Below are 22226 nucleotides of genomic sequence, written 5' to 3'. Positions count from 1 at the left end.
AACGAGGTTCTTATGTCCGTACTCGATCTAAACGCCCTTAATGACCTGCCAAAAGTTGAACGCATTCTGGCCCTGGCAGAAACTAACGCCCAACTGGAAAAGCTCGATGCCGAAGGGCGCGTGGCGTGGGCGCTGGAAAACCTGCCGGGAGACTATGTGCTTTCGTCGAGCTTTGGCATTCAGGCGGCGGTCAGTCTGCATCTGGTGAATCAGATCCGTCCGGACATTCCGGTGATCCTCACCGATACCGGCTATCTGTTCCCGGAGACCTATCAGTTTATCGACGAGCTGACGGACAAGCTCAAGCTGAACCTGAAGGTTTATCGCGCAACCGAAAGCGCGGCCTGGCAGGAGGCGCGTTACGGCAAGCTGTGGGAGCAGGGCGTTGAGGGCATCGAGAAATACAATGAGATCAACAAGGTCGAGCCGATGAACCGCGCGCTGAAAGATCTTCATGCGCAGACGTGGTTTGCTGGGCTCCGCCGCGAGCAGTCCGGGAGCCGGGCAACGCTGCCGGTGCTGGCGGTGCAGCGTGGCGTGTTCAAAGTGCTGCCGATCATCGACTGGGATAACCGCACGGTGTACCAGTATCTGCAAAAGCACGGGCTGAAGTACCATCCGCTGTGGGATCAGGGCTACCTGTCGGTAGGCGACACCCATACCACGCGTAAATGGGAACCGGGAATGGCGGAAGAAGAGACGCGATTCTTTGGGCTGAAGCGCGAGTGCGGGCTGCACGAAGGGTAATGTTTTTTCGCCCGGTGGCGGCTACGCCTTACCGGGCCTACGTTTCGTGCCGTTGTAGGCCCGGTAAGCGCAGCGCAACCGGGCTTAATTGCATCAGGCTTTCCCCGCTTTCGCCAGCTCCTTCACCAGCGGCAGCATCACTTTCACGACATCCCGGCTGCGGTGCTCAATCCGCTGCGGCAGCGTTTTATCAATGTGCTGCTGATTATCCAGCCGCACGTCATGCCAGCTGGTCCCGTTTGGGAACGCCTTCGATTTAGCGCGCTGCTGATAGCCATCTTTTTTGCCCAGCGCCCAGTTAGTTGCCTCGACGTACAGCACCGGAATGCCCGCCTTATCAAACACTTCACCGTCATTACAGCAGCCCGTGCCTTTGGGATAATCGGGGTTACCGCCCGGATTTGTCGCGGCATAGACGCCATGCGTGCGGGCAAGCGCCAGCGCGCGGTCGCGGGTGAGTTTACGTACGCTGCTCGGCGTGCTCTGTCCGCTATTAAAATAGAGCTTATCTCCCACGATCAGATTATCGAGGTTAATCACCAGCAACGTATTTTTCTTCTCCTCAGCGGTCATGCGCTTAAGGAGATTCTCAGCGCCGAGTTTTCCTTCTTCTTCACCGCTGGTCGCAACAAAGCGAATGCTGTATTTCGTCGGAATATTCTTCAGGCGTTCGGCCAGCTCAAGCATGACGCCCAGCCCCGCCGCATTGTCATCCAGTCCCTGAAGCGTCAGCCCGCCGAGGTTATTATCGACATCGGCGTCGCTCATCGGCGTGTAGGTATCAAGGTGCGCCATAATAATAATCTGCTCAGCCGCCTTTCCTTCGTGCGCCGCAATGACCGTGCTGCCGGTTACGTTATGCCAGTTCTGCGTTTTATTGCGTGAGGTATAGATGTAGCGGCTGTGGAAAGCGCGAATGTCGCTCTCATAGCCCATATCCGCAAACTGCTGACGAATATAGTCTGCCGAGAGCATTTCGGCTGGGGTTCCGGTCATGCGGCCCGGAAAGACCGTCGCAATATGCCGCGCCTGCATACTGGCTATTTCACCGTAAGATTGATTTTTTGCCTGAGCCGGAAGGATAAAGCAAACGCCGAGCGCCAGGGCAACGAATCGGTGGCGCATTGCGGAAAACATAGTGAGTCCTTAAAAACAGAGCAAAATTTTAACCCGCATAGTATGAAACTGTGATCGGGTAGACACAATTTGAATTGCGCTTAAATGCCCGAAATTTCGCGTGTTAAGCACTTTTTGATATTTGCTTTTCCACGGCGTTATTCCATTGAGTAACTACTCATTCCAATTCGTAATTTCATTCGATCTAAGCCGCCCCCTATAGTCCCTTTATTCCTGGTTGTTAGTGAGTTGTTGCCTGTGGACTATCTCCCCCTTTTTGCCGCCTTGAAAGACCGACCGGTACTGGTTGTCGGGACGGGTGAAATTGCCGATCGCAAAATCGCGTTCCTGCAACGCGCCGGGGCGCAGGTGCAGGTCGTTGCAGAGGCGGATTTTGAAGAGTCTCAGATCGACAGCGTGGTGCTGGTGATTGCGGCAACCGAAGATCGGGCGCTCAACCGCCGAATCTCCGACGCAGCTCAGGACCGTCACCGTCTGGTGAACGTGGTAGACGACCAGCCGCTGTGCTCGTTTATCTTCCCGTCGATTGTTGACCGCTCGCCGCTGCTGGTGGCGATCTCCTCCGGCGGCACCGCGCCGGTGCTGGCGCGCGTGCTGCGGGAAAAAATCGAAGCGCTGCTGCCGACCAGCCTCGGGCGCATGGCGGAGAAGGCCAGCTACTGGCGCAACCACCTTAAAACGCGTCTGACCAGCGTGACGGAACGCCGTCGCTTCTGGGAGCGTGTGTTTCGCGGCCGCTTTGCCAGCCTGATGCATGCCGGTAACGAGACGGCGGCGCAACAAATACTCGAAGACGAACTGGATAACCCCGGCAGTACGGGCGGGGAGATCATTCTGGTGGGCGCCGGGCCGGGCGATGCCGGGCTGCTCACGCTGCGTGGCCTCCAGGTTCTTCAGGATGCGGATGTCGTGTTCTACGACCATCTGGTCACCGACGGTATTCGCGAACTGATCCGCCGTGACGCGGAGCAAATTTGCGTCGGCAAACGTGCCGGCGAGCACTCCGTGCCGCAGCACGACACCAATCAAATGCTGATTGCCGCCGCGAAAGCGGGCAAGAGCGTGGTGCGTCTGAAAGGGGGCGACCCGTTTATCTTCGGCCGTGGTGGCGAGGAGTTGCAGGCGGCAGCCGAAGCGGGCGTCCCGTTCCAGGTGGTCCCCGGTATTACGGCGGCGTCTGCCGTCACGGCCTACGCCGGTATTCCGCTGACCCATCGTGATTACGCCCAGAGCGTGACCTTTGTGACCGGGCATTATAAAGCCGACAGCACGCCGTTTGACTGGTCGCATCTCGCCCAGAGCCGACAAACGCTGGCGATTTATATGGGCACGATGAAAGCGGCAGACATCAGCGAACAGCTTATTCAGCACGGTCGCGATGCGACGACGCCGGTAGCAGTTATCTCCCGCGGGACACGCGTCGATCAGCATGTCGCCATCGGCACTTTACAAGACCTTGCAACCCTGGCGAAAGACGCCCCGATGCCCGCCCTGATCGTGGTGGGAGAAGTGGTGCAGTTGCACAGCTCGCTCGCCTGGTTCCAACACACAACCGACACAGAAGGCTTCGGCGCTTCTGTTGTAAATTTGGCTTAAGGAACGGTTATGGACCAAAAACGACTTACTCACCTGCGGCAGCTCGAAGCGGAAAGTATCCACATTATCCGCGAAGTGGCCGCCGAGTTCTCTAACCCGGTGATGATGTACTCCATCGGTAAAGATTCCAGCGTCATGCTGCACCTGGCGCGTAAAGCGTTTTATCCGGGGACGCTGCCGTTCCCGCTGCTGCATGTGGATACCGGCTGGAAATTCCGCGAGATGTACGAGTTTCGTGACCGTACCGCCAAAGCCTACGGCTGCGAGCTGCTGGTGCACAAAAACCCGGAAGGGGTGGCGATGGGCATCAACCCGTTCGTGCACGGCAGCGCCAAGCATACCGATATAATGAAAACCGAAGGGCTGAAGCAGGCGCTGAATAAATACGGTTTTGATGCGGCCTTCGGCGGCGCGCGGCGTGACGAAGAGAAATCCCGCGCCAAAGAGCGTATCTACTCTTTCCGCGACCGCTTCCACCGCTGGGACCCGAAAAACCAGCGTCCGGAGCTGTGGCACAACTACAACGGCCAGATCAACAAGGGCGAAAGCATTCGCGTCTTCCCGCTCTCCAACTGGACCGAGCTGGATATCTGGCAGTACATCTATCTGGAAAATATTGAGATCGTTCCGCTGTATCTGGCAGCAGAGCGCCCGGTCCTGGAGCGCGACGGCATGCTGATGATGATCGACGACGATCGCATTGATTTACAGCCGGGTGAAGTGATCAAAAAACAGATGGTCCGTTTCCGTACTCTCGGCTGCTGGCCGTTGACCGGCGCGGTGGAATCCAGTGCGCAGACGCTGCCGGAGATTATCGAGGAGATGCTGGTGTCGACCACCAGTGAGCGACAGGGCCGCGTGATTGACCGCGACCAGGCAGGCTCCATGGAGCTGAAGAAACGTCAGGGTTATTTCTAAGGAGCCGCCATGAATACGACTATTGCCCAACAAATTGCCGATGAAGGCGGCGTAGAAGCTTATCTGCACGCCCAACAGTACAAAAGTCTGCTGCGATTCCTGACCTGCGGCAGCGTTGATGACGGGAAAAGTACCCTGATTGGTCGTCTACTGCACGACACGCGACAAATTTACGAAGATCAGCTCTCTTCCCTGCACAATGACAGTAAACGCCACGGCACCCAGGGCGAAAAACTCGACCTGGCGCTGCTGGTGGACGGCTTGCAGGCGGAGCGCGAGCAGGGCATTACCATTGATGTCGCCTATCGCTACTTCTCTACCGAAAAGCGCAAATTTATTATCGCCGACACCCCGGGGCATGAGCAGTACACCCGTAACATGGCGACCGGCGCGTCCACCTGTGACCTGGCGATCCTGCTGATGGACGCCCGTAAAGGCGTGCTGGATCAGACGCGTCGTCACAGCTTTATCTCTACGCTGCTGGGGATCAAACACCTGGTGGTGGCGGTGAACAAAATGGATCTGGTGGACTACGGCGAAGCGCGATTCGACGAGATCCGCCAGAGCTACCTGACCTTTGCTGAACAGCTGCCGGGCAACCTCGATATTCGCTTTGTGCCGCTGTCGGCGCTGGAAGGGGATAACGTCGCCTCTCAGAGCGCGAACATGCCGTGGTACAGCGGCCCGACGCTGCTGGAGGTGCTGGAAACCGTTGAAATTCAGCGCGTGGTTGAGACCCAGCCGATGCGCTTCCCGGTGCAGTACGTAAACCGTCCGAACCTCGATTTCCGCGGCTTCTCCGGCACCCTTGCGTCCGGCTCGGTCAACGTGGGCCAGCGCGTGAAGGTGCTGCCGTCCGGCGTGGAATCGACCATTGCCCGTATCGTCACCTTTGATGGCGATCTGGACGAAGCAGGGGCAGGTGAAGCAGTAACCCTGGTGCTAAAAGACGAGATTGACATCAGCCGCGGCGATCTGCTGGTCGACGCGCAGGAAACGCTGGCGGCGGTGCAGGGCGCATCCGTGGACGTGGTGTGGATGGCGGAACAGCCCCTGACCGCAGGCCAGAGCTATGACATTAAAATTGCCGGCAAGAAAACCCGCGCCCGCGTGGACGGCATTCAGTTCCAGGTGGACATCAACAACCTGACCCACCGTGACGTGAGCGAGCTACCGCTGAACGGCATCGGTCTGGTGGATCTGACCTTCGACGAGCCGCTGGTGCTGGATCCGTATCAGCAGAATCCGGTGACGGGCGGGCTGATCTTTATCGACCGCCTGACCAACGTCACCGTCGGCGCCGGGATGGTCCGTGAACCAAACACGCAGGCTACCGTGGCCTCTGAGTTCAGCGCGTTTGAACTTGAGCTGAATGCGCTGGTGCGTAAACACTTCCCGCACTGGGGCGCACGCGATTTGCTGGGAGGCAAGTAATGGCTGCCCATGATGAGAACGTCGTCTGGCATCCTCATCCGGTCACCGTCGCCCAGCGCGAACAGCTCCACGGTCACCGTGGGGTTGTGCTGTGGTTTACCGGGCTGTCTGGCTCCGGTAAATCCACGGTGGCAGGCGCGCTGGAAGAGGCGCTGCATCAGCAGGGAGTGAACACCTACCTGCTGGACGGCGACAACGTGCGTCACGGCCTGTGCAGCGATTTAGGGTTCAGCGATGAAGACCGTAAAGAGAACATTCGCCGGGTGGGAGAAGTCGCCAGCCTGATGGCGGATGCCGGGCTGGTGGTGCTGACGGCGTTTATCTCACCGCACCGCGCCGAACGTCAGATGGTGCGTGAGCGCGTGGGCCGGAATCGCTTCATTGAAGTGTTTGTGGATACGCCGCTGGCAATCTGCGAAGCGCGCGATCCGAAAGGGCTATATAAAAAAGCCCGCGCGGGAGAGCTGCGAAACTTCACCGGTATTGACTCGGTTTACGAAGCGCCTGAATCCCCTGAGATTCATCTGGAAGGTCAACAATTGGTAACAAATTTAGTAAGCCAATTATTAGACCTGCTCAGACGGGACGATATTATCAGATCCTGAGACGGTATCGTTCGGGAGCTGTCTTCCCGAGCGATGAGTCACGGTCACAGGATTAGCTATGCGCAACAGTGAAAACTACATGATTACCACCGGGTCGGAACCGTTAACGACCGACGACGAGACGACCTGGTCCTTCCCTGGGGCGATTGTCGGCTTTGTGTCGTGGCTACTGGCGCTGGGTATCCCGTTTTTGATCTACGGTGGAAACACCCTCTTTTTCTTCCTCTATACCTGGCCTTTCTTCCTGGCGCTGATGCCCGTTGCGGTTGTGGTGGGCGTGGCGCTGCACTCCCTTTTCAACGGCAAGCTCCTGTATAGTACGCTCATCACTATCGCCACCGTTGTGGTCATCTTTGGCCTGCTGTTTTTATGGCTGATGGGCTAACTTACGGCATAATTAAAACCCCGCAGTAGAGTCCAGCGGAAAGTTATGGGATGATGATGCCGTTTTTTCAGGGGGCAGGATGGGTAAACTAACGCTGCTGTTGCTGGCTTTGCTGGTCTGGCTGCAATATTCGCTGTGGTTCGGCAAAAACGGACTGCACGACTACAGCCGGGTGAGCGATGACGTCGCGGCACAGCAGGCGACAAACGCCAAACTTAAAGCGCGTAACGATCAACTTTTTGCTGAAATTGATGACCTCAATGGCGGCCAGGAGGCGATTGAGGAGCGCGCACGCAATGAACTTAGTATGACTAAGCCGGGCGAAACGTTTTATCGCCTGGTTCCGGATGCGTCTAAACGCAATCAGGGCTCCGCACAAAACAATCGATAATCAGGCCCAGGATTACGACATGGCAGCAACTTTTTCGGACGTCTGTGCCGTGGTGCCGGCCGCAGGTTTTGGCCGGCGTATGCAGACAGAATGTCCTAAGCAGTATCTCTCAATTGGCGATAAAACGATCCTCGAGCACGCCGTGGCGGCGCTGCTGGCGCATGCCCGGGTGAAACGCGTTGTTATTGCCATCAGCCCCGGCGATGCACGTTTTGCGCAGCTCCCGCTGGCGAATCATCCTCAGATTACCGTCGTTGACGGCGGCGCAGAGCGGGCTGACTCCGTTCTGGCGGGCATTCAGGCTGCCGGGAACGCGCAGTGGGTGCTGGTGCACGATGCCGCGCGTCCCTGTCTGCATCACGACGATCTGTCGCGTCTGCTGGCCCTGAGTGAAACCAGTAAAGTGGGCGGCATTCTGGCCGCCCCGGTGCGTGACACCATGAAGCGTGCCGAACCGGGTAAACCGGCGATTGCCCACACCGTCGAGCGCGTCGATCTATGGCACGCGCTGACGCCACAATTTTTTCCCCGCGAATTACTCCACGACTGCTTAACGCGAGCGCTTAAAGAAGGTGCGACCATTACGGACGAAGCCTCGGCGCTGGAGTATTGCGGTTTCCACCCCACGCTTGTTGAAGGACGCGCTGATAATATAAAAGTGACGCGCCCGGAAGACTTACAGCTCGCGGAATTTTATCTTACCCGTACGACCCCTCAGGAGAAGGCATAATGCGTATTGGACACGGTTTTGATGTACACGCCTTTGGTGGCGTTGGCCCAATTATCATTGGCGGCGTGCGCATTCCTTACGAAAAAGGTCTGCTGGCGCATTCTGATGGCGACGTGGCGCTGCATGCGCTGACCGACGCGCTGCTGGGTGCCGCCGCGCTGGGCGACATTGGCAAACTGTTCCCGGATACCGATCCTGCTTTCAAAGGCGCAGACAGCCGCGAACTGCTGCGCGAAGCCTGGCGTCGTATTCAGGCCAAAGGCTACACCCTCGGCAACGTTGATGTGACGATCATTGCCCAGGCACCGAAGATGCTGCCGCATATCCCTCAGATGCGCGTGTTTATCGCTGAAGATCTGGGCTGCCATATGGACGACGTCAACGTCAAAGCGACCACCACGGAGAAGCTGGGCTTTACCGGCCGTGGCGAAGGCATTGCCTGTGAAGCCGTGGCACTGCTGGTGAAGGCGGCCAAATGACGGATTTCGACAACCTGACGTATCTGCACGATAAACCGGAGGGCAAGGGTCTGCTGAAAGCCAACCCTGAAGATTTCGTGGTAGTGGAAGATCTGGGTTTTGAGCCGGACGGCGAAGGCGAGCACATCCTGGTGCGCATTCTGAAAAACGGCTGCAATACCCGCTTCGTGGCGGACGCGCTGGCAAAATTCCTCAATATTCACGCCCGCGAAGTGAGCTTTGCCGGTCAAAAAGATAAACATGCCGTGACCGAACAGTGGCTTTGCGCCCGCGTGCCCGGTAATGCCATGCCCGATTTAAGCAAATTTGAGCTTGAGGGCTGTAAGGTACTGGAGTACGCCCGCCATAAACGCAAACTGCGTCTGGGCGCACTGAAAGGTAATGCCTTTACCCTGGTGTTGCGCGAAGTGACCGAACGCGAGGACGTTGAAAAACGCCTGAAGGCCATTAACGAACGCGGCGTACCAAACTATTTCGGCGCTCAGCGCTTTGGTATCGGTGGTAGCAACCTGCTGGGCGCGCTGCGCTGGGCGCAAAGCGGTGCACCGGTGCGCGATCGTAATAAACGCAGTTTTTGGTTGTCGGCGGCCCGCAGTGCGTTGTTTAATCAGATTGTGAGCGAACGGCTGAAAAAACCGGACGCGAATCAAGTTGTTGTCGGCGATGCGCTACAATTAGCGGGACGCGGAAGCTGGTTTGTGGCAACGGCCGAAGAGATGGCCGATGTCCAGTCGCGCGTGGACGCTAAAACGCTGATGATTACCGCCGCCTTGCCGGGTTCAGGCGACTGGGGAACCCAGGGCGAGGCGCTGGCCGCTGAGCAGTCAGCGGTGGCGGATGCGCCAGAATTACAATCGTTGCTGGTGCGGGAAAAGGTCGAGGCGGCACGTCGTGCGATGCTCCTCTACCCGCAACAGCTGAGCTGGAACTGGTGGGATGACGTAACCGTCGAGTTACGCTTCTGGCTGCCGGCAGGTAGCTTTGCCACCAGTGTTGTCAGGGAACTTATCAACACGTCGGGTGATTATGCGAATATTGCTGAGTAACGATGACGGGATCCATGCGCCAGGTATTCAGACGCTGGCGAAACACCTCCGCGAATTTGCGGATGTGCAGGTCGTGGCTCCCGATCGTAACCGCAGTGGCGCGTCTAACTCATTGACGCTGGAGTCTTCACTTCGCACCTTTACCTTTGAGAATGGCGATATTGCCGTCCAGATGGGGACGCCGACCGACTGCGTGTTTCTGGGCGTGAACGCGCTGATGCGCCCGCGGCCGGACGTTGTGGTCTCCGGCATCAATGCCGGGCCAAATCTTGGCGATGATGTGATTTACTCCGGCACCGTGGCCGCGGCGATGGAAGGGCGTCACCTGGGGTTTCCGGCGCTGGCGGTCTCGTTAAACGGTCACACCCACTATGACACAGCCGCCGCGGTGACCTGCTCCATTCTCCGTGCGCTTGGCCGCGAGCCGCTGCGTACCGGACGTATCCTCAATATTAACGTGCCGGACCTCCCGCTGGACGAGATCAAAGGGATCCGCGTGACGCGCTGTGGCAGTCGCCATCCTGCCGATCAGGTTATTCCCCAGCAGGATCCGCGCGGCAATACCCTGTACTGGATCGGCCCGCCGGGAGCTAAATGCGATGCCGGACCAGACACCGACTTCGCTGCGGTGGATGAAGGGTACGTTTCCGTTACGCCGTTGCACGTAGATTTAACCGCTTATAGCGCGCATGATGTGGTGTCGGACTGGTTAGATCGGGTCGGAGTGAACGCGCAATGGTAAGTAAACGTGTACAAACTCTTCTGGAACAATTACGCGCACAGGGGATCGCCAACGAGCAGGTGCTGAACGCGCTTGCCCAGGTTCCCCGTGAGAAGTTTGTAGATGAGGCGTTTGAACACAAAGCGTGGGAAAACGTGGCGCTGCCCATTGGGCAAGGCCAGACGATTTCGCAGCCCTACATGGTGGCGCGTATGACGGAGCTTCTGGAGCTAACGCCAGAGTCCCGGGTGCTGGAAATTGGCACCGGTTCAGGGTATCAAACCGCGATCCTGGCTCACCTTGTGCACCATGTCTGTTCGGTGGAACGGATTAAAGGGTTGCAGTGGCAGGCGCGCCGTCGCCTGAAACAGCTTGATTTACATAATGTATCGACACGCCACGGCGATGGATGGCAGGGTTGGCAGGCTCGCGCCCCGTTTGACGCCATCATTGTCACGGCAGCGCCACCTGAAATCCCCACTGCGCTTCTTTCGCAGCTGGACGAGGGTGGCATTCTTGTATTGCCCGTCGGCGATGAGCAGCAGCTTTTGAAGCGCGTTCGTCGACGCGGCGGCGAGTTTATTATCGATACCGTGGAAGCCGTGCGCTTTGTGCCCCTGGTTAAGGGCGAACTGGCCTGAGACTCGGATTTTTCCAGGGTTATTAAGGCAAATTCAGCGTATGGTGTGGCGCGATAGATTCGTGCCATCACGGTTATTTTTAAGTCACTGGTAGTTAACACATTCCTGGGGGATAAATGAGCGCGGGAAGCCCAAAATTCACCATCAGCCGTGTTGCGGCATTATCACTGGTTTCGCTCTGGCTGGCAGGCTGTACAAGTTCAAATAACGCGCCTGCGCCCGTCAGTTCCGTTAATGGAACCAGCGGCTCGGGTAACACGTCCAGCGGAATGTTGATCACCCCTCCGCCTAAAATGGGCACCTCAACGGCGCAGCAAACTCCGCAGATCCAGCCGGTTCAGCGTCCAGTTACGCAGCCTACGCAGATTCAGGCAGTGGAACAGCCTGTTCAGACTGAAAATGGCCGCATAGTGTATAACCGTAAGTATGGGAACATTCCGAAAGGTAGCTATACCGGCGGCAGCACCTATACCGTGAAGCGCGGCGATACGCTGTTCTATATTGCCTGGATCACCGGGAACGATTTCCGCGATCTGGCACAGCGAAACAACGTCCAGGCCCCGTATGCTCTGGAAGTCGGGCAAACGCTTCAGGTTGGCAACGCGACGGGGACACCGCTTACACCAGGCAACACCGTTTCAGCGGCCGACGTAACTGCGCAAAATAACAGCGTTACTCCTGCACAAAAAACCACCACGGTGGTTGCTTCACAACCTGTAATTACGTATTCTGAGGATTCAGGTGATCAGAGTGCTAACAAAATGTTGCCGAATAATAAAGGTACTGCGACTGTTGTCACAGCACCGACTACGGCACCTGTGGTTAGCTCTACTGTACCGACTGCAAGCAGTCAGAATGCCAGCTCGTCAATCACCACCTGGCGCTGGCCAACTGACGGCAAGATTATCGAGAACTTCGCTACCTCTGAGGGGGGCAACAAAGGGATCGATATCGCAGGCAGTAAAGGACAGGCAATCATCGCGACCGCAGACGGACGCGTTGTCTATGCCGGTAACGCACTGCGCGGTTACGGTAATCTTATTATCATCAAACATAACGATGATTACCTGAGTGCCTACGCCCATAACGACACTATGCTGGTCCGGGAACAACAAGAAGTTAAGGCGGGGCAAAAAATCGCTACCATGGGTAGCACCGGAACCAGTTCTACACGCTTGCATTTTGAAATTCGTTACAAGGGGAAATCCGTAAACCCGCTGCAATATTTACCGCAGCGATAAATTGACGGGGCATGCCAGCCAGGGTGTCTCGTCCAGGGATCACGGGTAGGAGCCACCTTTATGAGTCAGAATACGCTGAAAGTTCATGATTTAAATGAAGACGCGGAATTTGATGAGAACGGATCAGAGGCTTTTGACGAAAAAGCCTTAGTAGAAGAGGAACCCAGTGATAACGATTTGGCTGAAGAAGAGCTGTTATCGCAGGGTGCCACACAGCGTGTGCTGGACGCGACTCAGCTTTACCTTGGGGAGATTGGTTACTCCCCACTGCTAACGGCCGAAGAAGAAGTCTATTTCGCACGTCGTGCTTTGCGTGGTGATGTTGCCTCGCGTCGTCGCATGATCGAAAGTAACCTGCGACTGGTCGTGAAAATTGCCCGCCGTTACGGCAATCGTGGTCTGGCTCTGCTGGATCTGATTGAAGAGGGCAACTTAGGTCTCATCCGCGCAGTTGAGAAGTTTGACCCGGAACGCGGGTTCCGTTTCTCAACCTACGCGACCTGGTGGATTCGTCAGACCATCGAACGGGCTATTATGAACCAGACCCGTACGATTCGACTGCCGATCCACATCGTCAAAGAGTTGAATGTTTATCTGCGTACCGCGCGCGAGTTGTCCCATAAACTGGACCACGAGCCAAGTGCGGAAGAGATTGCAGAGCAACTCGACAAACCGGTTGATGACGTAAGCCGTATGCTGCGTCTCAACGAGCGCATTACCTCGGTTGACACCCCGCTGGGTGGTGACTCTGAAAAAGCGCTGCTGGACATCCTGGCCGATGAAAAAGACAACGGCCCGGAAGACACCACGCAGGACGATGACATGAAACAGAGCATCGTCAAATGGCTGTTCGAACTGAACGCCAAACAGCGTGAAGTGCTGGCACGTCGTTTCGGTTTACTGGGGTATGAAGCTGCGACACTGGAAGATGTCGGCCGTGAGATTGGCCTGACCCGTGAACGTGTTCGTCAGATTCAGGTTGAAGGGCTACGCCGCCTGCGTGAAATCCTGCAAGGGCAAGGTCTGAATATCGAAGCGCTGTTCCGCGAGTAAGCAACCATTCGTCAGAAAAGGCCCGTCGTGAGACGGGCCTTTTTTATGCCTTACGATTGCGCCGTTTCGTGCAGCAAACGCCAGGTGATGTTATCCCCTTCCTGATTAAGCACCGCGGTTGACCAGCGCACGTTGACGGGCTGGCCTGGCCGGGTTTGCGTCTCCCGGTAATGGAGCACCGCGCCGTTGTCCCATGTCTGAAGCGTTGTTAACGCATCAATACCGATCCTGAGCCCGGGTCGGGTTCCCCGCTGCGCATATAAAAATTTGGCCAGAGCGTGATGATCTAAATGGGCGCCACTCGGTGGAACCATCAGAAAATCCGGACGGAAACGGGCGAGCAGGGCGTCCTGTTCGCCTTCGCCTGCACCTAACCAGTTTTCAAGGGCGACGTGGATGTCGAGGATCTCTTGTTCGAAATGAGTCATGGGTGCTCCTGTTGCAGTTGCGCAAGTAACTGCGTGTTATTAAGACGGTAGACGTACAGTACGGGCAGCAGAGTGATAACTGCGGCAAAAATAAACATACCGTGCCAGGCGACCAGCGGCGTAAGATAAGCTTGCATGAAGCTCAGCGCCTGCGCCAGCAGCAGGGTACCCGCAAAAAAGCTCAACTGACGATTCAGATTCCATAGCGCACTGGCATCAGGCATATCTTCCCGCCGCATTGTCAAAAACGCGCTGCTCTGAGCCGTACTGCTGCAAAGGCTTCCCCCCGCACCCATTAACGCAAACGCAACGGCAGGTAACAGCATAGCCGGGCCGACGTTAATTAAAAGCAGAATGCCCGTTGCCTGCAAAAGGCAACCGATGACCACCAGCGGCCGCGGGCCGATACGGTTGAAATAGCGTCCTGTCGCGGTGATAGCCAAAAACGATGCCACAGACCACGGCAGCATAAGCATGCCCGTTGCGGTGGGCGTCATATTGGCCTCGCTCTGAAGGTAATACATGCCCGTTACGTTCACGCCAATAAAGATGCCGGGTACGCATACATAGATAAGCATGGATAAGCGCAACAGCGGATCCGTCAGCAAAGACAGGTTTACTATTCTGGTGGTGTTTATCGGTGACGGTTCTGTTTTAAGCCACGCGCAGGCCAAAACAAAGGTGACAATGGTGACGGGCAGGGTGGCAAAAAATATCCAGCGCCAGCTGAATGTCTGAACCAGCATACCGCCCACAGCCGGTGAGCAGGCGGGGGCAAGCAGCGCGACCAGCATCACCGCCGAGGTGAGTCTGGCCCGCTCATGAGGCTTAAACTGTTGCCAGGTCAGCGCCTGACCAACCGGGATCAGTAAACCCCCTCCGGCGCCCTGCACGACGCGCCAGGCAATCAAACTTTCCAGCGAAGATGAGAGACCCGCCGCAACGGAGGCCGCGCTAAAGAGAAGCAGTGAGAGCAGAATAACGCGCTTCGGCCCGACGCGGCGCGTCAGAATACTGCTGAATGGGATGACTAACGTCAGCCCGGCAATGTATCCGTTACTTACCCAGGCAAGCGCGGAAGGTGTGGTATTGAATGCGTGAGCCATCGCCGGAAAGGCGACGCTGGCAATAAACATGTTTATCAAATCAAGGAAAAAGCCGAGCAGAAAGACGACGGCGATTTTGCTGCGATACGTCATGGAAGTTCCTCCGGTGAGGTGGCGTATCGTATCGGCCCGCGCGTTACGGATAAACGCGACAAAGGACGATATACTGTCAACATTATTTTGACAGTTAATCAGGCAAGCGATGCTTAATTTACAGCGTACGGCGATGTTTATCGCCGTAGCGGACACCGGCAGTTTCACCGCCGCGGCGGAGGCGATGGGGCTGACAAAAGCGGTGGTCAGCTTTCATATTCGTCAGCTTGAAGAGGAGCTGGGCGTCACCCTGTTGCTGCGAACCACCCGACGCCTGACGCTGACCGAGGCGGGGAAGCTCTTTCATCAACGAAGCGTGATGCTGTTACGGGATGCAGAGCGATTGCAGGATGATGTTCGCGCCAACCACGCCGGGCTGACGGGAGAACTGCGGATCACCACCACGCCCGAATATGGCTCGCAGGTGGTGGTGCCTTTGCTGGCTGAATTTAGCCAGTTGCACCCGGACCTTCGCGTGCGGCATGTCTCGTCCTCTTTGCATGCCGATCTTATCGCCGAGCGCTTCGATGTCGCTATCCGGCTCGGCACGCTTGCAGATTCGCGCTACCACGCCGCGTTGATGACCTCCTTCACCATCCTGCCCGTGGCGACGCCATGCTGGCTGGCAAACCATCCGGTTGACTCGCTGGAGCAGCTGGCGGAAGCGGACTGGATCATTCACGAGCGTTTAACGTCGCCGCTGCGCTGGCAGGTGAGAGGCGTTGATCGGCATCCGGTTTCCTTTGAGATCAGAAAAGCGCCGCGCCTGTATGCAGACAGTGCCCAGGCGTTGATGGCTTTTGCCCTCGCGGGATGTGGCGTGGCGCTGTTGCCGGAGTGGCTGGTGCGTAACGCACTGGATACAGGGACGCTGGTCTCGCTGTTACCGGCGTACACGTTCGCTCAGCAGGGCATCTATGCCGTTTATCCTGATGCCCGGCATGTGCCCGCGAAAGTGCGAACATTTATTGATTTTATGCGCGTCAGGGTTACTTAACCCTGCATCATCTTTTTAATGAGCGCTGAAAATTGCTCTCGTTCCGCGCCGTTAAGGCGCCCTAAAAACGCCTCATCCACCTCATTTCCAATCGGTTTACTGCTCTCAAGCAGGGCCTCACCTTCGGCCGTCAGAAAGACAAACCGACGGCGCTTGTCTGCCGGATCGTGCTCGCGCCTGACCAGGCCGCGTGCTTCCATGCGGCTCAGCATTTCTGCCAGCGTCGCTTTGGTGCTCACCGCGACTTCAGTCAGGGCAACCTGCTCAATGCCAGGATTTTCAGCAATTGACCGCATCACCGCATATTGTGGTTTGGTCAGTTCGGGCAATGCGTGTTGCCACTGGGCGGTATGCTGTTGAAAAAGCTGACGTAGCAGGTGAAACGCTTCTTGTCTTAACTCCATGGACACTCCGACGGAAAAATACTCCCTCTATGATAGCCGCTCTCGGGCTGAATTTTAACGCGAGAGTTTTTTTAGCGAATAGTGTGATCGTATGCGAACGATCTTGTCAGCAGCAGGATCGAGGCGTAGTTTAGTTAATATGTTCGTATACGAACAAACTAATTGAGGTGCTGAATGAGATTGATTGTGGGAATGACGGGCGCGACGGGTGCGCCATTAGGCGTGGCGTTGTTGCAGGCGCTGCGGGAAATGCCGGAGGTGGAAACGCATCTGGTGATGTCGAAGTGGGCAAAAACCACGATTGAGCTGGAAACGCCCTTCACTGCGCATGACGTTGCTGCACTGGCGGATGTCGTCCATAGCCCGGCCGATCAGGCTGCCACCATCTCCTCCGGCTCGTTTCGCACCGACGGCATGATCGTCATTCCGTGCAGCATGAAAACGCTGGCGGGTATCCGCGCGGGCTACGCCGAAGGGCTGGTAGGGCGTGCGGCAGACGTGGTGCTGAAAGAGGGACGCAAGCTGGTGCTGGTTCCGCGTGAGACGCCGCTCAGCACCATCCATCTTGAGAACATGCTTGCCCTTTCCCGCATGGGCGTGGCGATGGTGCCACCTATGCCTGCGTACTACAACCACCCGCAAACCGCCGATGACATAACCCAGCATATCGTGACCCGCGTTCTCGACCAGTTTGGTCTGGAGCATAAAAAAGCCCGACGCTGGGAAGGTTTGCAGGCAGCGAAACATTTTTCACAGGAGAATAAAGATGGCATTTGATGATTTGAGAAGCTTCTTGCAGGCGCTCGATGAGCAAGGGCAGCTGCTGAAAATTGAGGAAGAGGTAAACGCTGAGCCGGATTTAGCGGCCGCCGCCAACGCTACCGGACGCATTGGCGATGGTGCGCCTGCGCTGTGGTTCGATAATATTCGCGGCTTCACCGATGCCCGTGTGGTGATGAACACTATCGGCTCGTGGCAAAACCACGCTATTTCGATGGGGCTGCCAGCAAATACCCCGGTGAAAAAACAGATCGACGAGTTTATTCGTCGCTGGGACAAATTCCCCGTCTCGCCAGAGCGTCGTGCAAATCCGGCCTGGGCGCAGAACACGGTGGACGGGGAAGACATCAACCTGTTCGACATTCTGCCGCTGTTCCGCCTGAACGACGGTGACGGGGGCTTTTATCTCGATAAAGCGTGCGTTGTCTCCCGCGATCCGCTCGACCCCGAACACTTCGGCAAGCAGAACGTCGGGATTTACCGTATGGAAGTGAAGGGCAAGCGTAAGCTCGGCCTGCAACCGGTGCCGATGCATGATATCGCGCTGCATCTGCATAAGGCAGAAGAGCGCGGCGAAGACCTGCCTATTGCCATTACGCTGGGTAACGATCCGATCATCACCCTGATGGGCGCCACGCCGCTGAAATACGATCAATCCGAGTATGAGATGGCCGGTGCGCTACGCGAAAGCCCGTATCCGATTGCGACGGCTCCGCTGACCGGTTTCGATGTGCCGTGGGGGTCGGAAGTGATCCTCGAAGGGGTGATTGAAGGCCGAAAACGTGAAATTGAAGGGCCATTCGGTGAGTTTACCGGACACTACTCCGGCGGGCGCAACATGACGGTCGTGCGCATTGATAAAGTCTCTTACCGCACAAAACCCATTTTCGAATCTCTCTACCTGGGGATGCCGTGGACCGAGATTGATTATCTTATGGGGCCCGCTACCTGCGTGCCGCTCTATCAGCAGCTGAAGGCGGAATTCCCGGAAGTGCAGGCGGTAAACGCCATGTACACCCACGGCCTGCTGGCGATTATCTCCACCAAAAAACGATACGGCGGTTTTGCCCGTGCAGTCGGGCTCCGCGCCATGACCACGCCACACGGTCTGGGTTACGTGAAAATGGTGATTATGGTGGATGAGGACGTCGATCCGTTTAACCTGCCGCAGGTGATGTGGGCGCTGTCATCTAAGGTCAATCCGGCAGGCGATCTGGTGCAGCTACCGAATATGTCTGTGCTGGAGCTTGACCCCGGCTCCAGCCCGGCGGGGATCACTGACAAGCTGATCATTGATGCCACCACCCCAGTCGCTCCGGACAACCGTGGTCACTACAGCCAGCCGGTACAGGATCTCCCTGAAACCAAAGCCTGGGCCGAAAAACTGACCGCGATGCTGGCGGCACGTCAATAAGGAGGAAAAAATGATTTGTCCACGTTGTGCCGATGAACATATTGAGGTGATGGCAACATCACCGGTGAAAGGTGTCTGGACGGTATACCAGTGTCAGCACTGTCTGTATACCTGGCGCGATACCGAACCGCTGCGCCGTACCAGCCGCGAGCATTACCCGGAAGCGTTCCGCATGACGCAGAAGGATATTGATGAAGCACCGCAGGTGCCGACGATCCCGCCGCTGCTGTAATAAAAAGCCCGGAGGCGCTGCGCTTACCGGGCGATAATATTGTGCGGTCTTTTGCCCGGTGGCGCTACGCTTACCGAGCCTACGGGTTTTGTAGGCCGGGTAAGGCGAAGCCGCCACCCGGCAAAAAAGACCGCAGAGAACTAAACCAGACTCTTCAACCGATAAATCCACTCCAGCGCCTGACGCGGCGTCAGCGAATCCGGATCGAGATTTTCCAGCGCTTCTACAGCCGGAGATGTCTCTTCCGGCACCGCCAGCAGTGACATCTGCGTACCATCTATCTGCGTAGCTGCCGCATTCGGTGACAAACTTTCCAGCTCACGCAATTTCTGACGCGCGCGCTTAATCACCTCTTTCGGCACACCCGCCAGCGCGGCGACGGCCAGGCCATAGCTCTTGCTTGCCGCGCCGTCCTGCACCGTGTGCATAAAGGCGATGGTGTCGCCGTGCTCAAGCGCATCAAGGTGGACGTTAGCCACGCCTTCCATTTTCTCTGGCAGCTGTGTCAGTTCGAAATAGTGCGTCGCGAACAGCGTCAGCGCCTTGATTTTATTCGCCAGACTTTCCGCGCACGCCCAGGCCAGGGACAGGCCGTCATAGGTGGAGGTACCGCGTCCTACTTCGTCCATCAACACCAGACTGTTCTCTGTCGCGTTATGCAGAATGTTGGCGGTTTCGGTCATCTCGACCATAAAGGTAGAGCGACCGCTCGCCAGATCGTCAGCCGCACCCACACGGGTGAAGATACGGTCGACAGGGCCAATCTCAACCTTCTGCGCCGGAACGTAGCTGCCGATGTAGGCGAGCAGCGCGATAAGGGCTGTCTGGCGCATATAGGTACTTTTACCGCCCATATTGGGGCCGGTAATGATCAGCATTCTTCGCTGCGGTGACAGATTCAACGGGTTGGCAATAAACGGCTCGTTCAGCACCTGCTCAACCACCGGATGGCGACCTTCGGTAATGCGAATGCCGGGCTTGTCAGTAAAGGTAGGACAGGTGTAGTTCAGCGTTTCGGCGCGCTCGGCCAGGTTTACCAGCACATCCAGCTCGGCCAGCGCAGCGGCGCTCATTTGAAGGTCAGCCAGATGCGGCATCAGGATGTCGAACAGCTCGTCATACAGCTGTTTCTCCAGCGCCAGCGCTTTACCTTTCGACGTGAGCACTTTGTCTTCGTACTCTTTCAGCTCGGGAATAATGTAGCGCTCGGCATTTTTCAGCGTCTGGCGGCGAACGTAGTGAATCGGTGCCAGGTGGCTCTGCCCACGACTGATCTGGATATAGTAACCGTGTACGGCGTTGTAGCCGACTTTCAGGGTGTCGAGCCCCAGACGTTCACGCTCGCGGATTTCCAGCTTATCCAGATAATCCGTCGCGCCATCGGCCAGCGCACGCCATTCGTCCAGCTCTTCGTTATAACCCGGAGCAATAACCCCGCCATCCCGCACCAGAACAGGCGGCGCATCAATGATGGCGCGTTCCAGCAGTTCGCGAAGCTCGGTAAATTCGCCCATGGTTTCGCGCAGCTTTTGCACTGGCGCGCTGTCGATCTCTCCCAGCTGAGCGCGCAGTTCCGGCAACTGCTGGAAAGCGTGACGCATACGGGCGAGATCGCGTGGACGCGCGGTACGCAATGCCAGGCGCGCCAGGATACGCTCAAGGTCACCCACCTGACGCAGCACCGGCTGCAATTCGGTGTAACGATCCTGCAATGCGGCAATGGTTTGCTGACGGCCAATCAGCGTTTCGGTGTTGCGGATCGGCATATGCAGCCAGCGTTTGAGCATACGGCTGCCCATGGGGGTAACCGTGCTGTCAAGAACCGACGCCAGCGTATTTTCCATGCCGCCAGCGAGGTTCTGCGTGATCTCCAGGTTGCGGCGCGTGGCGGCATCCATGATGATGCTGTCCTGCTGACGCTCCATGGTAATTGAACGGATATGGGGCAGGGCGGTACGCTGCGTATCCTTCACGTACTGCAACAGGCAGCCTGCGGCACATAGCCCGCGCGGGGCATTTTCCACACCAAAGCCAATCAAATCGCGCGTGCCAAATTGCAGGTTCAGCTGCTGGCGCGCGGTATCAATTTCGAACTCCCACAGTGGACGACGACGCAGGCCGCGGCGACCTTCAATCAGCGCCATCTCGGCGAAATCTTCTGCATAAAGCAGTTCTGCCGGATTAGTACGCTGTAGTTCAGCCGCCATGGTTTCACGGTCAGCCGGTTCACTCAGGCGAAAACGACCGGAGCTGATATCCAGCGTGGCGTAGCCAAACCCTTTACCGTCCTGCCAGATCGCCGCCAGCAGGTTATCCTGGCGCTCCTGAAGCAGGGCTTCATCGCTGATGGTTCCCGGCGTCACGATGCGTACGACCTTGCGCTCAACGGGGCCTTTCGACGTGGCCGGGTCGCCAATTTGTTCGCAGATAGCGACAGATTCGCCCTGGTTCACCAGCTTCGCCAGATAGTTTTCAACCGCGTGATGCGGGATACCCGCCATCGGGATGGGCTCGCCTGCCGACGCGCCACGTTTCGTCAGAGAAATGTCGAGCAGCTGAGACGCACGTTTCGCATCGTCATAAAAAAGCTCGTAAAAATCGCCCATACGGTAAAACAGCAGAATTTCCGGATGCTGTGCCTTCAGCTTCAGGTACTGCTGCATCATTGGCGTATGCGCGTCGAAATTGTCGATTGTGCTCATGGAGTTATGATATCCATTTCTTTGAAAATATTACGCTTTGAGCGGCTCAATGGCCGATTGTTCCTTCTATTGTCGCATGAAAAAAAGGTGCGGCGCAGAAAAAAGTCACGACTTTACGAGGCATCTTCCGCTATTAATTCAATGATGATTTTTCCGTGCTCGACGCCCACCCGAACCTGCGAGTTGGTGGTAAATCCCGCTTGTTCAAGCCAGTCGCCTTTCAGGCTTAGCGCTGCGTGTACGCTGTAGCGTTTTGGAATTTTCGTTTTACGGTCTTCATGACGTTTTCTGAAGTAACCCACTTTTTAAGTGCCGATAGGGTTTGGCGATCGCGATCTGTTGCATAGGCTCTCCGGTGAATGCGGTTATTTACACCTGTATAAAATACCAGTAAAACGCAGCGAAGGGAGGGGTAATTCTGGAAGGACGCTTCAGAAAACGGAATGCAATAACTGAAAATGTGCGGATAAAAAGGTATTATAAATGCACTTTATTGTTGAGGACGACGTTATGTCCGGTAAACGTATTTCACGAGAAAAAAAGACGATCGCCAGAATGATCGCCCTGTACGAAAACAGGTGTCCGCACGCCATAAAAGAAGAGGGGCACTATTCGGCGCTTAAGGCTTATGCCGATAAGCGGCTGGATAAATGCGTGTTTGGTGAGGAAAAACCTGCCTGCAAACAGTGCCCGGTGCACTGTTATCAGCCCGCCCGACGGGAAGAGATGAAGCAGGTAATGCGCTGGGCAGGGCCACGTATGTTATGGCGTCATCCGATTCTGACCATCCGACATCTGATCGACGATCGTCGTCCGGTTCCTGAATTACCGGAAAAGTATCGGCCCAAAAAATAACCGGCTCAGCGCCGCAGTGGACGACAAATCACGCTCAGGGCGACGGTGCGGCGCAGGCAGACAGAAAAAGAGCACCAAATATCCCTGCGCC

The 22226-nt window shown here is 56.6% G+C and carries 25 protein-coding genes and 1 pseudogene; 19 read left to right on the top strand and 7 right to left on the bottom strand.

Going from position 1 to position 22226, the window contains the following annotated elements:
• Positions 1 to 12: 12 nt before the first annotated feature.
• A complete protein-coding gene (gene cysH, locus HWQ15_RS03255; protein WP_023298485.1) occupies positions 13 to 747 on the top strand; it encodes a phosphoadenosine phosphosulfate reductase in 735 nt (244 codons plus the stop codon).
• Between the two features lie 93 nt (positions 748 to 840).
• On the opposite strand, the gene HWQ15_RS03250 is transcribed toward cysH, so the two are convergent.
• On the bottom strand, positions 841 to 1884 hold the full coding sequence (locus HWQ15_RS03250) for an aminopeptidase (protein ID WP_023298484.1): 1044 nt from the start codon (positions 1882 to 1884) through the stop codon (positions 841 to 843).
• 237 nt (positions 1885 to 2121) lie between these two features.
• On the opposite strand from HWQ15_RS03250, the gene cysG reads away from it, so the two are divergent.
• From cysG to HWQ15_RS03195, 11 genes are all read left to right on the top strand, one after another.
• Positions 2122 to 3480, top strand: coding sequence for a siroheme synthase CysG (gene cysG / locus HWQ15_RS03245; RefSeq protein ID WP_045308744.1), 1359 nt, complete (start codon positions 2122 to 2124; stop codon positions 3478 to 3480).
• Between the two features lie 9 nt (positions 3481 to 3489).
• Positions 3490 to 4398, top strand: a complete 909-nt coding sequence (gene cysD / locus HWQ15_RS03240) for a sulfate adenylyltransferase subunit CysD (RefSeq protein ID WP_006811770.1) — start codon at positions 3490 to 3492, stop codon at positions 4396 to 4398.
• A gap of 9 nt (positions 4399 to 4407) precedes the next feature.
• Positions 4408 to 5832 (top strand): sulfate adenylyltransferase subunit CysN, encoded by a 1425-nt coding sequence (gene cysN / locus HWQ15_RS03235; protein ID WP_063148654.1) that lies wholly within the window; start codon positions 4408 to 4410, stop codon positions 5830 to 5832.
• Complete coding sequence (gene cysC, locus HWQ15_RS03230) at positions 5832 to 6437, top strand: adenylyl-sulfate kinase (protein WP_063148653.1); 606 nt, start codon at positions 5832 to 5834, stop codon at positions 6435 to 6437. The genes cysN and cysC overlap by 1 nt, the downstream gene beginning before the upstream one ends.
• Before the next feature lie 58 nt (positions 6438 to 6495).
• The gene (locus HWQ15_RS03225) at positions 6496 to 6822 is read left to right on the top strand and encodes a DUF3561 family protein (protein WP_006811767.1); all 327 of its coding nucleotides are present in this window, start codon (positions 6496 to 6498) and stop codon (positions 6820 to 6822) included.
• Positions 6823 to 6901: 79 nt separating this feature from the next.
• The gene (gene ftsB, locus HWQ15_RS03220; protein ID WP_003862095.1) at positions 6902 to 7213 is read left to right on the top strand and encodes a cell division protein FtsB; all 312 of its coding nucleotides are present in this window, start codon (positions 6902 to 6904) and stop codon (positions 7211 to 7213) included.
• Between the two features lie 19 nt (positions 7214 to 7232).
• On the top strand, positions 7233 to 7943 hold the full coding sequence (ispD, locus tag HWQ15_RS03215) for a 2-C-methyl-D-erythritol 4-phosphate cytidylyltransferase (protein ID WP_000741569.1): 711 nt from the start codon (positions 7233 to 7235) through the stop codon (positions 7941 to 7943).
• Positions 7943 to 8422: a 2-C-methyl-D-erythritol 2,4-cyclodiphosphate synthase gene (ispF, locus tag HWQ15_RS03210; RefSeq protein WP_003862097.1), complete on the top strand. Its 480-nt coding sequence runs from the start codon at positions 7943 to 7945 to the stop codon at positions 8420 to 8422. The genes ispD and ispF overlap by 1 nt, the downstream gene beginning before the upstream one ends.
• On the top strand, positions 8419 to 9468 hold the full coding sequence (gene truD / locus HWQ15_RS03205; protein WP_063148652.1) for a tRNA pseudouridine(13) synthase TruD: 1050 nt from the start codon (positions 8419 to 8421) through the stop codon (positions 9466 to 9468). Before ispF ends, truD begins: the two co-directional genes overlap by 4 nt.
• A complete protein-coding gene (gene surE / locus HWQ15_RS03200) occupies positions 9449 to 10210 on the top strand; it encodes a 5'/3'-nucleotidase SurE (protein WP_023298480.1) in 762 nt (253 codons plus the stop codon). The genes truD and surE overlap by 20 nt, the downstream gene beginning before the upstream one ends.
• The gene (locus HWQ15_RS03195) at positions 10204 to 10830 is read left to right on the top strand and encodes a protein-L-isoaspartate(D-aspartate) O-methyltransferase (RefSeq protein ID WP_022649184.1); all 627 of its coding nucleotides are present in this window, start codon (positions 10204 to 10206) and stop codon (positions 10828 to 10830) included. The genes surE and HWQ15_RS03195 overlap by 7 nt, the downstream gene beginning before the upstream one ends.
• A gap of 94 nt (positions 10831 to 10924) precedes the next feature.
• On the opposite strand, the gene HWQ15_RS23435 is transcribed toward HWQ15_RS03195, so the two are convergent.
• The gene (locus HWQ15_RS23435; protein WP_306173474.1) at positions 10925 to 11056 is read right to left on the bottom strand and encodes a peptidase; all 132 of its coding nucleotides are present in this window, start codon (positions 11054 to 11056) and stop codon (positions 10925 to 10927) included.
• Here HWQ15_RS23435 and nlpD point away from each other — a divergent pair.
• Both nlpD and rpoS read left to right on the top strand, forming a co-directional pair.
• A complete protein-coding gene (nlpD, locus tag HWQ15_RS03190; protein WP_306307778.1) occupies positions 10998 to 12071 on the top strand; it encodes a murein hydrolase activator NlpD in 1074 nt (357 codons plus the stop codon). The genes HWQ15_RS23435 and nlpD overlap by 59 nt on opposite strands.
• A 60-nt stretch (positions 12072 to 12131) precedes the next feature.
• Complete coding sequence (rpoS, locus tag HWQ15_RS03185) at positions 12132 to 13124, top strand: RNA polymerase sigma factor RpoS (RefSeq protein ID WP_022649182.1); 993 nt, start codon at positions 12132 to 12134, stop codon at positions 13122 to 13124.
• Positions 13125 to 13174: 50 nt separating this feature from the next.
• Here rpoS and HWQ15_RS03180 read toward each other — a convergent pair whose 3' ends face one another.
• On the bottom strand, positions 13175 to 13552 hold the full coding sequence (locus HWQ15_RS03180) for a DUF4440 domain-containing protein (RefSeq protein ID WP_023306830.1): 378 nt from the start codon (positions 13550 to 13552) through the stop codon (positions 13175 to 13177).
• A complete protein-coding gene (locus HWQ15_RS03175) occupies positions 13549 to 14751 on the bottom strand; it encodes an MFS transporter (protein ID WP_063148651.1) in 1203 nt (400 codons plus the stop codon). The genes HWQ15_RS03180 and HWQ15_RS03175 overlap by 4 nt, the downstream gene beginning before the upstream one ends.
• Before the next feature lie 109 nt (positions 14752 to 14860).
• Between HWQ15_RS03175 and HWQ15_RS03170 the strand changes: the two genes are divergently transcribed.
• Positions 14861 to 15748: a LysR family transcriptional regulator gene (locus HWQ15_RS03170; RefSeq protein ID WP_063148650.1), complete on the top strand. Its 888-nt coding sequence runs from the start codon at positions 14861 to 14863 to the stop codon at positions 15746 to 15748.
• On the opposite strand, the gene HWQ15_RS03165 is transcribed toward HWQ15_RS03170, so the two are convergent.
• Positions 15745 to 16152 carry a MarR family winged helix-turn-helix transcriptional regulator gene (locus HWQ15_RS03165; protein WP_022651767.1) on the bottom strand — a complete coding sequence of 136 codons (408 nt, stop codon included), beginning with the start codon at positions 16150 to 16152 and terminating at the stop codon, positions 15745 to 15747. The two genes, HWQ15_RS03170 and HWQ15_RS03165, sit on opposite strands and share 4 nt — an antisense overlap.
• A 174-nt stretch (positions 16153 to 16326) precedes the next feature.
• On the opposite strand from HWQ15_RS03165, the gene HWQ15_RS03160 reads away from it, so the two are divergent.
• Genes HWQ15_RS03160 through HWQ15_RS03150 form a run of 3 tightly spaced genes read left to right on the top strand, consistent with a single transcriptional unit; the run spans position 16327 to position 18578 of the window.
• Complete coding sequence (locus HWQ15_RS03160) at positions 16327 to 16929, top strand: non-oxidative hydroxyarylic acid decarboxylases subunit B (RefSeq protein WP_003862111.1); 603 nt, start codon at positions 16327 to 16329, stop codon at positions 16927 to 16929.
• Complete coding sequence (locus HWQ15_RS03155; RefSeq protein WP_022649178.1) at positions 16919 to 18346, top strand: non-oxidative hydroxyarylic acid decarboxylases subunit C; 1428 nt, start codon at positions 16919 to 16921, stop codon at positions 18344 to 18346. The genes HWQ15_RS03160 and HWQ15_RS03155 overlap by 11 nt, the downstream gene beginning before the upstream one ends.
• 10 nt (positions 18347 to 18356) lie before the next feature.
• Entirely contained in the window at positions 18357 to 18578 is a 222-nt protein-coding gene (locus HWQ15_RS03150) for a non-oxidative hydroxyarylic acid decarboxylases subunit D (protein ID WP_003862116.1), read from the top strand.
• A 140-nt stretch (positions 18579 to 18718) separates the two neighbouring features.
• Here the strand turns inward: HWQ15_RS03150 and mutS are convergent, their stop codons facing one another.
• Entirely contained in the window at positions 18719 to 21280 is a 2562-nt protein-coding gene (mutS, locus tag HWQ15_RS03145; protein ID WP_022649176.1) for a DNA mismatch repair protein MutS, read from the bottom strand.
• A gap of 113 nt (positions 21281 to 21393) precedes the next feature.
• Positions 21394 to 21625, bottom strand: a pseudogene (locus tag HWQ15_RS03140) (SymE family type I addiction module toxin).
• Between the two features lie 165 nt (positions 21626 to 21790).
• Between HWQ15_RS03140 and HWQ15_RS03135 the strand changes: the two are divergent.
• Complete coding sequence (locus HWQ15_RS03135) at positions 21791 to 22135, top strand: nitrous oxide-stimulated promoter family protein (RefSeq protein ID WP_022649174.1); 345 nt, start codon at positions 21791 to 21793, stop codon at positions 22133 to 22135.
• The last annotated feature ends 91 nt before the right edge of the window (positions 22136 to 22226 follow it).

This window comes from Enterobacter sp. DSM 30060 (assembly GCF_013375955.1).
Lineage (GTDB): Bacteria > Pseudomonadota > Gammaproteobacteria > Enterobacterales > Enterobacteriaceae > Enterobacter > Enterobacter intestinihominis.
The sequence above is the reverse complement of the archived record's forward strand: the minus strand, read 5'-3'. Positions and strand labels throughout refer to the sequence as shown.